General features: G+C 41.1%; 8 protein-coding genes. All 8 read left to right on the top strand.

Annotated elements, in window-relative coordinates; genetic code table 11:
- The first annotated feature begins 1 nt into the window (after position 1).
- The 8 genes from KTO63_RS18990 to KTO63_RS18955 all read left to right on the top strand — a co-directional run bounded on the left by KTO63_RS18990 (position 2) and on the right by KTO63_RS18955 (position 15,842).
- Entirely contained in the window at positions 2-3,196 is a 3,195-nt protein-coding gene (locus KTO63_RS18990) for a SusC/RagA family TonB-linked outer membrane protein (RefSeq protein ID WP_217793294.1), read from the top strand.
- Between the two features lie 9 nt (positions 3,197-3,205).
- Positions 3,206-4,756 carry a RagB/SusD family nutrient uptake outer membrane protein gene (locus KTO63_RS18985; protein WP_217793292.1) on the top strand — a complete coding sequence of 517 codons (1,551 nt, stop codon included), beginning with the start codon at positions 3,206-3,208 and terminating at the stop codon, positions 4,754-4,756.
- 6 nt (positions 4,757-4,762) lie between these two features.
- A complete protein-coding gene (locus KTO63_RS18980) occupies positions 4,763-5,542 on the top strand; it encodes a DUF4843 domain-containing protein (RefSeq protein ID WP_217793289.1) in 780 nt (259 codons plus the stop codon).
- A gap of 23 nt (positions 5,543-5,565) precedes the next feature.
- Positions 5,566-7,224, top strand: coding sequence for a PKD-like family lipoprotein (locus KTO63_RS18975; protein WP_217793287.1), 1,659 nt, complete (start codon positions 5,566-5,568; stop codon positions 7,222-7,224).
- 354 nt (positions 7,225-7,578) lie between these two features.
- Positions 7,579-10,038 (top strand): zinc-dependent metalloprotease, encoded by a 2,460-nt coding sequence (locus KTO63_RS18970; protein ID WP_217793285.1) that lies wholly within the window; start codon positions 7,579-7,581, stop codon positions 10,036-10,038.
- A gap of 69 nt (positions 10,039-10,107) precedes the next feature.
- Positions 10,108-12,621, top strand: a complete 2,514-nt coding sequence (locus KTO63_RS18965; protein ID WP_217793283.1) for a zinc-dependent metalloprotease — start codon at positions 10,108-10,110, stop codon at positions 12,619-12,621.
- A 10-nt stretch (positions 12,622-12,631) separates the two neighbouring features.
- Entirely contained in the window at positions 12,632-14,059 is a 1,428-nt protein-coding gene (locus KTO63_RS18960; RefSeq protein ID WP_217793281.1) for a TlpA family protein disulfide reductase, read from the top strand.
- Positions 14,043-15,842 carry a TlpA family protein disulfide reductase gene (locus tag KTO63_RS18955; protein ID WP_217793279.1) on the top strand — a complete coding sequence of 600 codons (1,800 nt, stop codon included), beginning with the start codon at positions 14,043-14,045 and terminating at the stop codon, positions 15,840-15,842. The genes KTO63_RS18960 and KTO63_RS18955 overlap by 17 nt, the downstream gene beginning before the upstream one ends.
- Positions 15,843-15,851: the final 9 nt, after the last annotated feature.

Here is a 15,851-nt window from a genome sequence, read left to right as displayed (position 1 = left end):
TATGAACTGTCTAAAAAATATACTATCAATAAAGTTCCGCGCAATCATATCCGCGAAGATGTCTTTGGTGATTCTCGTGCTTTCTGTTATTTGTATTTCGCTTTCTGCGCAGGAGAAAATTCCCGTGTTGAAAGGAGTCGTTAAAAATGATGCGGGCGAACGGTTGGTTGGCGCCACGGTTTTTATACAAGGAACCAATATTCATACCGTTACCGGTAAGGATGGTAGCTTTGAATTGCATAATGTAGAAGCAGGTGCCACTCTTCGGGTTTCTTATGTGGGCCATGCTGCTACTACAATAAAAGTAAAAAAAGGAGATGACGACATTGCAGTGAAGATGGTTCAGTCATCAAACATGATGAATGAAGTAGTTGTGAACACCGGGTTATACAAAAGACCGACTGGCAACTTTACTGGCGCAGCAAAAACCTACAGTGGTGACGATTTAAAAATGTTGAATCCTACCAATATTTTGCAGGCATTATCAATGGCAGATCCTTCTGTGCGTATTGAACAGAACAATGCAATGGGAAGCGATCCGAACAGTTTGCCCGTTATTCAGCTGAGAGGTCAGAATAATTTGCCGGTTTTTACGCAAGGCGGCTCGTCTGATTACTATAGTTCAGCGGTTTCCAGCGGTGATATTATGTCAAGTTATTTGTCTAATCCAAATCAGCCATTGATCATCCTCGATGGATTTCAAACTACATTACAAACGCTTTTTGATATGGACATCAACCGTATCGCAAGCATTACCGTATTAAAAGACGCTGCGGCTACAACCGCATATGGTGCCAAAGCTGCGAATGGTGTAATTGTGGTAGAAACCAAACAGCCGTTGCCGGGAAGAGCTCAGGTTTCCTATGCCGTAAATTTTAACCTGCAAGCACCGGATCTGACTTCGTATCATTTAATGGATGCAAAACAATTGCTGGAGGCCCAGCGTTTGGCGGGTATATATTCAGATCCCAACAACCATTATAACGATGTGGCACTGAAGCAGTGGTACGATCAACGCTTGCAACAGGTGCAGAGCGGTGCAAATACCTATTGGCTTTCGCAGCCGGTGCGCACCGGTTTTGGAATGAATCATAGTCTTAACGTTTCCGGCGGCACAAGGGCTATTCGCTATAATCTTGCACTTAACTACAATAATGGAGTGGGTGTAATGAAAGGCTCTGGCCGTGACAATTTTGGATTGAGCTATAGCCTTTCTTATAATGGAAAAAAGATTCGCCTGAGCAATTCAACAACCGTAGGTTACAATAAGGCCAATAATTCTCCATGGGGAAGCTTTAGCCAATACGCCCGTCAGTTTCCATATTTTAAGCCATATGATTCAGCTGGAAATGTGATCAAGATATTCGAACCGAATTATACCACATTAGGTATTGGCCTGCCTGCACCCGGCGGAACTTTTACCAATGCTGCGTACAACTCAACATTGAATGTTAAGGACTACTCATATTATTACAACTTTTTGAATAATACCAATCTCGAATGGACGATCAACAACAATCTGAAATTCAGAGCAGCTTTAAGTTACAGTACCAACACACCGGGTGTCGAACAGTTTTTACCGGCTGATCATACCAGCTTTGTTAACGCTTTGTCCGCAGGTCTTGGCACAATGGGTTCGTATTCAAGAACAAGAGGTAACAACAACGTGATTGATGGAAAACTAAACCTGGATTACTATAAAAAAATAAACGCTCATACCTTTTTTGCAGCGATAGGCACTGAAGTGCAGGCTACGTCAACCAATGCAACAACGGTTAAAGTCAACGGGATACCTAATGAGCACCTGGGTGAATTCGGCATGGCGAATGGCTATGGACTTGAACAGAGGCCGCAAACCAATCAGGGTATCACCCGCACCATTTCTTCATTCGCAAGCTTAAGCTATAATTATGCAGAACGCTACACTGCAGAAGTTACCGGTAATGTGAGCGGGTCTTCGCTGTTTGGTTCAAACAATAGGTTTGCACCTTTTTGGGCGGGAGGCATAGGATGGAATGTAGATAAAGAAAAGTTTTTTGTTAGCAATCGCACCATCCAGCAATTGAGATTCAGATTAACTTCTGGTATCACCGGTAACCAGAATTTTCAGGACAAAAGCCAATCGATCTATCTGTACAACATTCAAAATAATTACAGGTTACAGTTAGGTGCAACAGCTCCTGCGTATGCAAATCCCAATCTAAAATATCAACAGACACTTAAAAATAACCTGGGAGTTACTATGGTCCTATTGAATGGGCGTCTGAATGTCTCAGCCGACGTTTTCCAGGAAAGAACCAACAACCTGATCTTGCCGCTAGACGTCGCACCTTCTACAGGATTTTTGCAATACCAGGACAATCTTGGAGCCACCAAAAACAGTGGATATGAGGTGACTTTTTCTGCACCGATCATTCGCGATCGTAAAAGAAATATATTCTGGTCTTTATCCTTAAACGTTGGTCATGCGAAAAATGTCATTACAGCGCTATCTCCTGCAGTAGCGGCTATCAATGCACGGTATGATAGCACAGGGGTTTCAATAAAGCAACAACTACAGGCATTGCCAAAATATGTGGTTGGCAGATCGCTTAGCCAGATATGGGCTGTACAATCTTTAGGCATAGATCCGGCAACCGGTAAAGAACTGTACCAGAAATTGGACGGCAGCAAAACATTTTTGTGGGATGTGAAAGACAAACAACCGATTGGTGATGCTGCGCCTAAACTAAAAGGAGGATTTGGTTCAAATTTCACGTACAAAGGATTTTCGTTGAACATTAATATGAGCTTTCAGTGGGGTGGACAAATGTATAACCAGACACTGGTTGATAAAGTGGAAAATGTTGACCTCCGCTCAACCAATGCTGATGAGCGTGTGATCACGCAAAGATGGAAACAGCCAGGCGACCATGTTCCGTTCAAGGCATTGGTTGCTGATGGAACAAACGGATTGCAGGCAACTTATGCCACTTCACGATTTGTGCAAGACAACAATTATTTAGATGCAAGCAGTCTCACAGTCGCCTATTCATTTTCTCCCAATTTATGGTGGGTGCGCAGATTGAGACTCTCTACTCCAAGATTAGCCATTACGCAAAACAATGCATTTCATTTAGGCACCATAAAAACGGAAAGAGGAACGTCTTATCCATTTGCGCGTAGCTATAGTTTTGGATTGTCTACCACTTTTTAAAAAATAACAATGAGCAATTTATATAGCAATAAAAGAAAAACAGGGAACATGCCGAAGCATATAATGTCGGTTTATACGTCTGTTGTGTTCCTGCTAGTAGCCACATTGTGTGGGTGCAACAAATTTTTAGATGTACGGCCAAAAGACAAAGTGCCGCAACCGGAACTATTTAAGGACGCACAAGGTTTCAAAGATGCATTGAATGGGGTTTATCTTGGTATTGACAAACCTACAGGTTCAGCCGCTCTTTTCGGTTTGTACACAGGTAATTTGTCTATGAGCATGCTGTCTACCCTTGCTTATGACTATGACAATGCAGCAACTGCAAATGTCGGTTCAAACAGTAGTTTCTTTCTCACTCTGGCTTCGTACAACTATGCAGATGCTACCATAAAAGCCGAGCAGATGTATATCTGGAATGGCATGTATTACAATATTGCCAATATTAACAACCTGCTTTCCCAGATTGATGATAAGAAAGGGGTATTTAAAGGGGATGATTATAACAGGATAAAAGGAGAGGCTACGGCATTGCGGGCCTTGTTACACTTCGATCTGGCACGTATGTTTGGTCAAGCTCCTTTAAAAGGCATGAATGAGCCAGCCATCCCATATGTTACACGTTATGGAGTTACAGCCACACCATTTGTCAGTTTGAGCAACGCGTTGGATTCATGCATTCGCGATCTCTCTGCGGCAAAAGATATCCTGGCGCAAACCGATACCTCCGCTGTATTAAAAGCGGTAGATGATCCGTTTACTTCATATACACAAAATCATATGAACTATTGGGCCGTGGAAGCTTTGATGGCACGTGTGTATTTGTACAAAGGCGATATGATAAACGCCGATAAATATGCGAAAGCTGTTATTGCCAGCGGAAAATTCCCACTGATTACTTCCAATGTGGCGCTGCAAACCAATGCTGTAAGAGACAGGCTGTTTTCCCAGGAGCTTGTGTTCTCAGTGTACTCGAGCAATCTGAAAACTTATAATCTTAATTTATTTAACAAAAGCAGTGGAACACCGCTACAAGTATTGGCAACAAAAGGTGCGACGCCGACAGCTGCAGATAGTGTCGGAAACAAATACCTGTATTACAGAAAAGGCAGTGGTGCGGCAAGCGATTATCGCTTTATATCCTGGTTTGACAAAAGTACAGGAGGAGTGCAGGTGCCTTCCAAGTATTTCCAGGATGACAATTTACCTTACTATCTGCAAGGCAATGTTCCTGTAATACGTGTATCTGAAATGTATTATATCGCTGCAGAAGCTGCTAACGCAAATGGTGACATTCCAACTGGTGTAATGTTCTTAAATAATGTTCGCCAAGCCCGTGGCTTACCGGCATTGAATGCCAGCGGTATCAACTATGCCGACAGTTTATCCAGCGAAATCATGGCTGAGTACAGAAAAGAATTTGTACAGGAAGGCCAGACATTCTTTTACTACAAACGTCTGAACAAAGATCTGAAACAGGTAACTACCACCGCAGCTGCAGTTCCTGCCGGTGTTTATACATTTCCAATCCCTGATGCTGAAAACGAATACAATCATTAATCAAGTATGAAAAGAAAGTACATCATCATAATATTATTGGCTGTTGCTGCAGGCTTTGCCGCATGCAAGCAAGAGTCTCCCACAATGTTCAATGAACAGGATGCCGTTTATTTTAGTGCAGCATCCGATAGTTTAGGATACAGTTTTGCCAAATACCCAAGTCGTACTGTTGATACCGTTAAGGTTTCTGTTACAGTTTTAGGCAGTCCGGTAAATGCGGATCGCGAAATCATTGTGCAAACAGTGGCAGATTCAGCTATTAATGCGAAAGAAGGCGTGCATTACAAATTATTGACACCATATAAAATGCCTGCCAACCAGGTAACTACACAAATACCGGTATTAGTCTATCGTACGCCGGATCTGGATAGCCTAACAGCAACATTTGTTCTGGGGCTTCAGGTGAACAATAATTTTAAGCTGGGGTTTACGAAAAAAAGCTTCATTAAAATAAAGACCGCGTACTTGCAAAAACCATCTTCATGGGGTGAAACCAACGGTACTCAATGGGCGGGTTCTATCACCAATTTTGGTACCTGGACAAGAACGAAATACAAGCTGATCCTTGATGCTTTGTACGATCCTGTTGGAGATTCAACCATTACCGAGTTTCCTGGTACCAAAGCTCAACCGCCGGTTATCTATCCCCAGTATTTGCAGTTGGTAAGAAACTATATCAGAACAAACTATCCGGGTAATGTCTCTTCTCCCGTGGGAGTAGGAGCTACGCTGCGGGATCCTGATGCAAATAATGCTGTTATACAAGTAGGACAAGCAAATTATTAATGGAGAAAAAAGTTTTAGAAACAATGAACAATAAAAATATTTGGAGCACACTTGTTGTTGCCGTGCTGACTATATTCATATTCGTTGCCTGTAAAAAGGATAAGGGCAATTATAACTATACTGCCATCAATACAATAACGGTTACAACCGACTCTTTGAATGTAGATGCCAGTAAAGTTATAACCAACGATTCTATTTCTGTAAAACAGTTTGATAGTTTAACGGTAAACGTTCTGTTATCTCAAACCCAGGCTTCTGGTAATCTTTCCTATCAATGGATGATTATTCAAACAGCACAAAACATTTCTAATCCTGCTCAATATATTGTAGGTACGACGCAGCAGTTAAAAACAAGAATTAACCTGTCACCAAATTTGTATCGCCTGGTGCTAAAGGTTACAGACAACACAACCGGTGTTTCCTTTTATAAATTTTATTCGCTGAATGTTGACACCTCACCGTGGGGTGGAGAGGGCTGGGTTGTATTACAGGATCAGCCTTCACAAGGCGGGTGTGACATTTCCCTGATTGCAACAAAAGACGGTACATCCGGCACCGGGACCGTGTATCCTAACCTATACTCCCTTGGAAATTTTGGAAAAAAATTACCGACAGGTACAAGTAAGGTTAATGTACTTAACTACTCGGCGTCGCTGCGTATCCAGAAAGTTTCCTTCTTCTATCCTAATGGGGGAGTTCAGGTGCGGTCAACTGATTTTGCAGATTCTAGTTATACTTCAGGCTGGTTTTTTGCTGAACCTACATCCATTAATTTGCAGGCAAACGGCATCAATCAGGGTTTCCAATATGAATATTTGATCAACAATAACCAGCTACATTACAGAGCGGTGAATGCAACCTCTATTAAGTCACCACCCATTCTGTTTAATGCGCCAGTATTGGGTTCATGGACGCTTGCTCCGTTTGTTTTAAATGCCGGCTTGAGTGATTATTTTTTAACACTCTATGATCAGTCGAACAAATGTTTTTTACAATATAATGCACAAACTGGTGCGTTAGTGAATGTTACTACCGATATTCCGAATGGTCACTTTGTCGCATATTCTAAAGGAACTGCCCCGCTGGACCCTGTTACTGGTTCTGGATTTGATATGAATCGCATAGGTAAGAATCTTTTTTATGCAGAAAACAGTCAGCCTCAATCCGCAACCCCGGCAACCTTTAGTTGTGTTTTCAGAAATGACGCAAGCGATTCTACATGGCTATATCAATTTGCCGTAACCACCGCAAATGCAAATACGAACACCACGGGCAGATACTTTCTTTCAACAGCAAAAGTGCCGGGCATTAATGCAGCTACGCTTTTTGCTTTCCCAACTTTTTTAACCCTGCCAGGGAAATTCTATTACGTAAACAGTAATACTATTAATACTTGTACCATTGGGACGCTCGCTACATCTACTTCTGCTGTAGGGTACACATTCCCGGCAGGAACAGTCGTTAAGGCAATGAAAGTTTTCAAATCCGGCTATACAACTGCGCCTTCAACAGAAAGCAAAGTATTGGTGGTTGCTACGGATGAAACAGCGAGTGGTCAGGGAAATAAAGTTTATTTTTTAAGTATTACATCAACAGGCGATATAAACACTAATCCTCTTGCAGTCTACACTGGCTTTGATAAAATTGTAGATATCGCCTTTAAGAAAGGATTGGGGCTGTAGGACGCTGACTCAAAAGTTAGTATTCGCTTTTGCATTTTTTTTGAACGAAGATCGCTTCGCCCCTTTTGACAATATGGTTCTGGAAAATACAGGAAAGAAGGAACTGTAACGATCGGGGCGAAGCGATCTTATTTTGTAATACAACTGTCTCCAAAATATAAACCTGGAGCGGTTTTGCCAAAACATCTGCGCCTTAGTGCAGATGTTTTTTATATACTCAAACATCAGTAATAACGGCTGTTTAAAAATTGGTCAAAAGTTTTTTCAAATTGGTCCTATTATTTGAATCTATTCTTTAAACAGAGGTAGTTTTAAGGTTCTTGTGAAACAGAAATAATATTTCAAAAGTTAGTTATGAATCTAAAAAAGGTATTTGGTTTTCTTTCGCTGGTAAGTGCGGTAAACTATGTAGTTGCGCAGGATAGTACCGGTGTAAAAAAGGCGGAGTCTCCAAAAATTAAATCATATTCAGAAGTCATCACTTCAAGAGCTGTGGCAAAAAATGGTTTGTTCACGGTATATAAGCAGGATGAAAAATATTTCTTCGAAATCCCTGACTCTTTGCTTAACAGGGACGTTCTTTTCTCCACCCGCTTGGCTAAAGTGCCTACAGGCAGTCCAATGTTCAACGGAGAAATGGTGAACAGTATTATCGTGTATTTTGAAAAGGCAAGTGAAGAGAAACTATACGTGAAGGCGCTGACAAATGTAGCTACCGCTGCTCCCGGTCAGGCTATCGCAAAAGCAGTTTCCAACTCATCTATGGACCCTATCATCATGGTAATTGATGTTAAAGCTCGCGGAAAAAATAATAAGAGCTCTATTGTAGATGTTACAGATTTCTTCTTAAAAGATAATGTCATAACGGGCTTCGATGCTGGTGCCAAGAAAAATATGGGATTGGGCGGCGTTGCTCCAGATAGATCTTATCTTTTAGCAGCAGATTCTTATCAACAAAATATAGAGATTAAAACGTTAAAGACCTACACTATGGGTGCAGCTGGTCCAGATGCAAGTCCAAGTGTTGGTGTAACATTTGAGTTGAGCAACTCTGTTATGCTGCTTCCAAATGCACCTATGCATGCGAGATACGCCGATCCACGTGTTGGATACAGCACAGAAAGCAGCAAAGTGTTTTCAGATGATCAACAAAAAGTAGACGTAAAAACTTTTGTTGTTCGTCAGCGTTTGGAGCCCAAATCTGAGGACATCGAAAAATACAAAAAAGGCGAACTGGTAGAACCCAAAGAACCTATTGTTTATTATGTAGATCCTGCAACCCCTAAACAATGGCGCCAATACATTATAGCTGGTGTCAATGATTGGAACGAGGCATTTAAAGCTGCGGGTTATAAAAACGCTATCGTTGGTAAAGAATGGCCGGAGAACGATACAACGATGAAGCTGGAAGATGCAAGATATAAAGTGATACGCTATTTCGCTTCAAGCCAGGCCATGTCAACTGTACCTAAAGTGTACGATCCGCGCAGTGGTGAAATACTGCAAACATATATCGGATGGTCACATAGTAATTTGCAGGCGTTGCACGATTGGTATTTTGTTCAGGCGTCAGCTGTTGATCCTGCAGCAAGAAATGTAAAATTCAGTAATGAATTGATGGGTACGCTGATCCAGGCTGAAATTAGCAGAATGGTGGGTATTTCTCTTGGACTTCGCAGCAACCTCATTGCAAGCTATGCTACTCCGGTAGAAAAACTTCGTGATAAAAACTGGGTGGAGAACAATGGATTTTCCTCGTCAATAATGGATATCCAGCATTACAACTATATAGCGCAACCGGAAGACAAAATTTCAGCAAAGGGTCTTGTTCCACGAATTGGAGACTACGACAAATGGGCCATAAAGTATGGATATAGCTATACAGGTGTCAATGATTTTGAAAAAGAAAAGGACCTGTTAGCAAAACTTACAACCAGCACAGTGGATGCTAAAACCAGCTTTAAGGCTGAAGTAAATCCCAACCTCAATGATCCTTCCGATCCGCGTGCGCAAACTGAAGACTTGAGCAACGACCAGGTAAAGGCATGCGAGTATGGTATAAAGAATCTGAAAGTTGTAATGACTAACCTACTGAGCTGGACAAGGGCAGATATGGATATGTATGACAACGCAGCTGGAGCATACAATGATGTTGTTGATTGGTACAAAATGCTTACGCGCCATGCATATACGCAGCTTGGAGGTACTTATGAAAATGCGAAGACAGTGGAGCAATCTGGCGATGTTTATACCCTTGTTCCAAAAGAAAAACAAAAAAGAGCGCTTGCCTTTTTACAAAAGGAAGTGTTTCAAACGCCAACATGGTTGATGAACCCTGACGTGCTGAACAAATTCAGCAAACCGGTTAAAAAAGAAAAATTGATTGGAATACAGTATGATGCTTTGTATTACGTGCTCAAAACTGACCGCTTGTATAAGATGACCACTGAAACAATGCGTTATGGAAAAGAGAATACTTATACTGTAGATGAATTGATGACAGATCTTGAAAAAGGTTTGTGGAGTGAATTGAATAGTAAGCCGACCATAATAGATACATATAGAAGAAGCTTGCAGAAATCATGGATCGAAAGTCTTGGAAATGTCCTGAAAGAAGCGTCCAAAACACCGGAGCCGGGCAGCACATCACCAGATATTTCTCTAACCGATATTCCTGCTGTGGTACGTGCTCACATGGAAAGCATTGCGAATCGCTGCAAAACTGCTGCAGCAACTTGCACGGATCCAATGACGCTTGCACACTTAAAATATGTAGAAGCGAAACTGAGAAAAAAGCTGAATCCAAAAGACTAAGTGCGTAAAAAATACTTGTCTGTATTAAACATATCAGTCGCAATAGCGGCTCACAAATAAACGAAACGGATGAAACAAGTTTTCTTATCTATAATATTATGTGGTTTTCTTTCTGCAATTGGTTATGCACAAACAAACGTAGCTGCGCCAACTGCAATAAAAACAACATCGGGTTCCTATAATCAGATTGTTAAGCCCGGAACGCTTAGCAAAAAAGGATTGTTTTCCATTTATAAAACGGACGATAAATATTTTTTTGAAATACCTGACTCATTACTGGGCCGACAGCTATTGCTGACTACATGGCTCGTGAAGGTGCCGGGAGGAAGTCCCAAGTTTGGCGGGGAAGTAATGAATACCCGCGTAATAACTTTTGAAAAAGAAAGAGGAAAAATTGCTTTAAAGGTTGTTACCATACTTCAGGAAACAGATAGCACAAACGCTATCTCCAAAGCAATAAAAAATTCCAACATCAACCCAATCGCGGTTTTATTTGATGTAAAATCGCAAGGCACCGGTGGAAGGTCCTCGATCATTGACGTTACCGATTTTCTTCAAAAGGAAAATTCATTTACCATACTTAACTCAGAAGTTAAAAGAGGGTTGTCAGTTGGTTCAATGGCGCCAGATCGCAGTTTTGTAAAAAGCTTTGCGGCCTATCCGATCAATGTGGAGGTGAAAATGTTGCGGACATATTCAGCATCAGGAGGTGGCGCACCAGCTGGAGTAGGCGCGCGTCCGGCGGCTGCACCATTGGAAGCGGCTCAAATTGGAGGTGCAATCACACTTGAAATTTCTACTTCCATTTTCTTGATGCCCGAAAAGCCGATGATGCCGCGCAGGTTTGATGCAAGAGTCGGCTACTTCGCAGACGCGTACAATGAGTTTGCTGATGAACAGCAAAAAGCCGATACTAAAATTTTTATTGTACGTCAGCGTCTTGAGCCCAAACCAGAAGATATTGAAAAATACAAAAGAGGAGAATTGGTGGAACCCAAAGAGCAGATCGTTTATTATGTGGACCCTGCAACTCCTAAACAATGGCGCCCATACATTATAGCAGGTATCAATGACTGGAACGAGGCATTTAAAGCAGCCGGATTTAAAAATGCGATCGTGGGTAAAGAGTGGCCGGAAAATGATACTACAATGAGTTTGGAAGATGCCCGTTACAAAATTGTACGTTACTTCCCTTCTGAAGTAGCAAATGCTTATGGCCCTAATATTCACGATCCCAGGAGCGGCGAAGTGCTGCAAAGTTATGTGGGATGGTATCATAACGTTATGACTTTATTGCACGATTGGTACATGATTCAGGCAGGACCAAACGATCCACGCGCACGCAAAATGAAGTTCAGCGACTCATTGATGGGTACGTTGATTCGATTTGTGTCATCGCATGAAGTGGGCCATACACTTGGCTTGCGTCACAACATGGGTAGCAGTAGTCTGACCCCGGTTGAAAAATTACGTGATAAGCATTGGGTAGAAGCGCATGGTCACACAAATTCTATTATGGATTATGCCCGTTTCAACTATGTGGCGCAACCTGAAGACAGCATTGGCGAGGCCGGACTTATGCCGCGAATCAACGATTATGATAAATGGGCAATAAAATGGGGATATACATGGACCGATGCAAAAGATGATGAGGCGGACAAAAAGATCGTTTCGCAGTGGATCGTCGACAGCCTGAAAGCCAATCCAAGATTATGGTTTGGTGGAGAGGGCATGAATAATGATGCCCGTTGTCAATCAGAAGATTTGGGTGACGACAACATGAAGGCGAATGAATACGGCATTAAGAACCTTAAATATGTAATGGCCCATTTGGCCGAATGGACAAAAGAAGACAACGATCTTTATACTAATTTGGTAGGTGTATACCGCCAGGTAGTTAGCCAGTACCTGCGTTATGTACTACATGTGACAAAGAATGTTGCCAGCACTTATGAAACGTGGAAAACAGTAGAGCAACCGGGTAACATCTACGCACCCGAACCTGCAGCAAAACAAAGAGAAGCGGTTGCGTTTTTAAATAAAGAAGTATTTACAACGCCTGATTGGTTGCTTAGTAGTGATATTCTCAACAAAATAAGCAATCCCGTGCGTTTAGGAAGCGTGAGCACCGTACAATCGAGAGTGCTTGACCAATTATTAAGCGACAGGGTATTGTACACTTTGTTGATGCATGAAAGAAGATATGGCAAAGACAGCTGCTATACGATGATCGCATTCTTAAATGATTTGAAATCCGGCATCTGGAGTGAGTTGAAAACAAAGCAGCCGATAGATATTTATCGTCGCAGTATTCAGAAGAATTATATTTCGAATGTTTTTGCCGCCATTAAAGAGGCAGAAGCGGGAAGTAATCTGATCGCTCTTTTCATGGGCGGGGCTGCCGCGCAGGAAAATACGCCGGTTACAATGTCGTCAGATGTAGGCTCTTATCTTGCCCTGCATCTTGAAAAACTACGAAGCGAAATTTTGGCTGCAATTCCGACGGCTACAGACAAAGACACAAAAGATCATTTGATCTATGTAGCTCAGCAAATCAAAACAGGTTTAAAAAATCAGTTTTAATTTTTGAAAGATGATAAGAAAAATCTTACAGATAGTTCCTTTGCTAATTATTCCGGTGGTCTTCAATGCTTATGCAGCGGGAAGTAAACCAACGGAAGTCAACTGCCAGGTACACAACAATAAAGGGAGTGCTGTTTTTCTTTACAGAGTGAAGAATGGCCAGGCTATGAGCCTCGGCTTTAAACGTCCCGATGCGAAAAACAACTGTAAGTTTTCATTTCAGGCTGACGGCGATGCAATTTATTTCCTGCGCAAGGGTGGGGCGCATTTGTTTGAATTTACTCATGTGATCTACCTGCATCCGGGAGATAAGCAAAAGGTGGATATCTATCCAAATAACCAGGGAAGTGATTTCGACAGTATAAAAATTGCGAATCCCAATAAGGAAACTGCTTCATTGAAAAAATGGATAAGCATCTTTAATCAATCATATAAACTGGCGCAAAATAGAAATCAGCGGGATCAGTTTTTTGATGCTTATAAGGAATTGCTCGCTACAGCGGATAAAATAAAGAAAACGAGCACCACTGGAAATAAGTATTTCAACAATCTCTTAATTGATAAGATTAACACCGAGGTTTTATTTCTTAAAGCTGCTGCTTTTTTTAATTGCGGAGAAAGAATGAATGCAGGATATGATACCGCTGCCTCCCGTCAATGGTTTTACGAAACCTTAAAAAAGCAAAACATTGATAAGACGGACCTGCTGCAATCTGAACACGGTTTGGAAATGTTAAACTATTTACTGGGCTATCAGTTTTTTCAGCAGTATAAAAGCGGTGAAGAAATGTTAGGAGCGTCTTTCCTGGAAAAAATAAAAAAAATAGATAACGATACAGTTCGTGCGGTCTATGCAACAGCGCATATGGGGCAGCTTACCAACTACGAGCAGTTTGTTGCAGAAATTCAACCGTTTAAGCAAATCATTGACAACGCAGGATTGCAAGACTACTATCAAAAAAAATGTAATGAGTTGAGTGCTTATGCAAAAGGAAAACCGGCTTATAATTTTTCCCTATACGACAACAACGATAAACACTATTCATTGTCCGATTTTAAAGGGAAAGTGGTAGTGCTTGACATATGGGCCATGTGGTGTGCGCCTTGCCTTGCGGAGAAACCCAATTTCAAGAAACTGGAAGAAGAGTATAAAGATCAAAAAGACATCGTGTTTCTTGGAGTATCAGTTGACGGGTTGTCAAGGAAAGATCCATGGAAAGGTTTTGTTGCGAAGAAAGGATATACAAACATTGAGCTGTTATCAAACTTCGATGAATCGATAATGAAGTACTATAATATCGGCGGAATTCCACGATTTATGGTTTTTGATAAGGAGGGAAAGATTGTTAGTGTAGACGCGCCACGTCCTTCAAATTCAGCGTTGAAAGAACTTATTGAAGAAACATTGAAAAAGAATGATCATGCAATCAGTAATTAAGAAGTCTTTGGTAGGTGCGTTGATGTTCGTTGCGATATCAGTATCGGGTCAAAGTTCTACCCATATTGTAACCGGCGTTGTTACTGAAAAAGTGAATGCCGATTTGTGGGTAAATAAGCTGGATGGTAACAAAATTCAAAGAGTGGCAGAATATAAAATTTCACCTTCGAACGGAAGTTTTTTGTTTGCCATTCCAAAGGACTCAGCCTCGTTGTACCGTTTTCAGTTGAATGTAATGAAGCCTCATGGCCGTCATTTTACGAATGATAAAATTTGTTTAGTTACGTTGCCTTTGAGTCCAGATAAAGATTATTCGTTGTCGATTACTCCTTCAAAGTTTGATTCTCTGCAGAAAAAAGGGTGGGAGGTAAAACAACTCGCCACGTCTCCGAAATTTGCTTTGGTGGCTGGCTCTGTAAAGAATGTAACAATTAGTATGGTGTCATTAAATACAGTGTCAGAAGGAGAGTTGAAGAATGTGACTACTGTAACGACGAATAGTAAAGGTGAGTTTGCCATTCCGGTAAATGTAAAATCGAAAGGATTTTATTATCTGGTATCGCCTCGTTGGAAATCGCGGTTTTACTTACAACCGCTAGATAACCTGCAGGTTGAAGTTGACAACAAAACGGGTTTTCTTTCATCTGTTAACGGATCATTGGTGAATCAGATTCTTTATAATTGGCAGCAGCTAACATTGCCTGTCACCAGTTATGGATATAATCTGTCAACATTCAATTCTGATAATTTTGATTTAACATCTTATGTCAATAACTATAAAAAATTGCAGCCTTCTATGGACGCATTTGTGAAGGATATTGATATTAAAGACAATGCTGTAAAGACACAAATTCGTGAGGCGCTTTGTATTGACAAAGAATTAGCGCCAATAAATTTATTGTTTCAGCTTTCAGCAAAAAAAATAGGTGCTTATAGACCTCAGCCTAAAGATTTCAATGATGTCCCTGATTTTTATAAAACATTTATTCAGCCGGGTAAATTCAATACCACATCCCTTTTGAAAATAGGAGAAACAAGGCAATATATGAAACTGTACGCCCTGTTGAATGTGGGCGCTTTGCCAAAAGAAAAAAAGGACCAGTTGTCAAAAGGCGAAAAGCTAAAGTTGATGATAAATTCGATCAGCAATGACACGCTGAAATCTTATCTTTTTAAAGATCAAATGGATCAGATTGAAATCAACAATCTTAGCGAATTCAGGGAAATATTTGAGCCACTTAAAAAGTATGCGAAGCTTTCTCCGGCAAATGAGGCTTATAAAGGCATTTTTGCTGCATATGCCGGAGATACTGCTTTTATTGGAAAATCTGCCTATGACTTTTCCCTTCCGGACAGTACAGGTAAAATGGTTTCAATGAAAGACTTTAAGGGTAGAGTCGTGTTGATCGACGTTTGGGCAACCTGGTGCGGTCCATGCAAAGCGCAAATGCCTTTTTTGAAAGAGATTGAAGAAGAATATGCGGGCAATAAGAACATCGTTTTTGTTGGCATTTCACTTGATAAAATGGATGCCCGTCAAAAGTGGATGAACATGGTCAATGAAAAACAACTCGGTGGTGTGCAATTGATCGATGATTTTGGAAAAGCATTTGGAAGAAAATATCAGCTTACGGCCATTCCAAGATTCATGTTGATTGACAAACACGGAAAATGGATTGAGATCCGTTGCCCGAAACCTGAAGCTAAAGAGGATCTGAAAAAATACATAGATAAAGCATTGTTGGGAAACAGTGAGCAATTACCAATGGCAAATGGTTGGTAAATAAGTCGA

It is taken from the genome of Pinibacter aurantiacus (assembly GCF_019130065.1).
GTDB classification, from domain to species: Bacteria; Bacteroidota; Bacteroidia; order Chitinophagales; family Chitinophagaceae; genus Pinibacter; species Pinibacter aurantiacus.
The sequence above is the reverse complement of the archived record's forward strand: the minus strand, read 5'-3'. Positions and strand labels throughout refer to the sequence as shown.

Coding starts and splice junctions, on each gene's coding strand:
- KTO63_RS18965 (WP_217793283.1), top strand. CDS start 10,108: ATGAAACAAGTTTTCTTATCTATAATATTATGTGGTTTTCTTTCTGCA.
- KTO63_RS18990 (WP_217793294.1), top strand. CDS start 2: ATGAACTGTCTAAAAAATATACTATCAATAAAGTTCCGCGCAATCATA.
- KTO63_RS18980 (WP_217793289.1), top strand. CDS start 4,763: ATGAAAAGAAAGTACATCATCATAATATTATTGGCTGTTGCTGCAGGC.
- KTO63_RS18985 (WP_217793292.1), top strand. CDS start 3,206: ATGAGCAATTTATATAGCAATAAAAGAAAAACAGGGAACATGCCGAAG.
- KTO63_RS18970 (WP_217793285.1), top strand. CDS start 7,579: ATGAATCTAAAAAAGGTATTTGGTTTTCTTTCGCTGGTAAGTGCGGTA.
- KTO63_RS18960 (WP_217793281.1), top strand. CDS start 12,632: ATGATAAGAAAAATCTTACAGATAGTTCCTTTGCTAATTATTCCGGTG.
- KTO63_RS18975 (WP_217793287.1), top strand. CDS start 5,566: ATGAACAATAAAAATATTTGGAGCACACTTGTTGTTGCCGTGCTGACT.
- KTO63_RS18955 (WP_217793279.1), top strand. CDS start 14,043: ATGCAATCAGTAATTAAGAAGTCTTTGGTAGGTGCGTTGATGTTCGTT.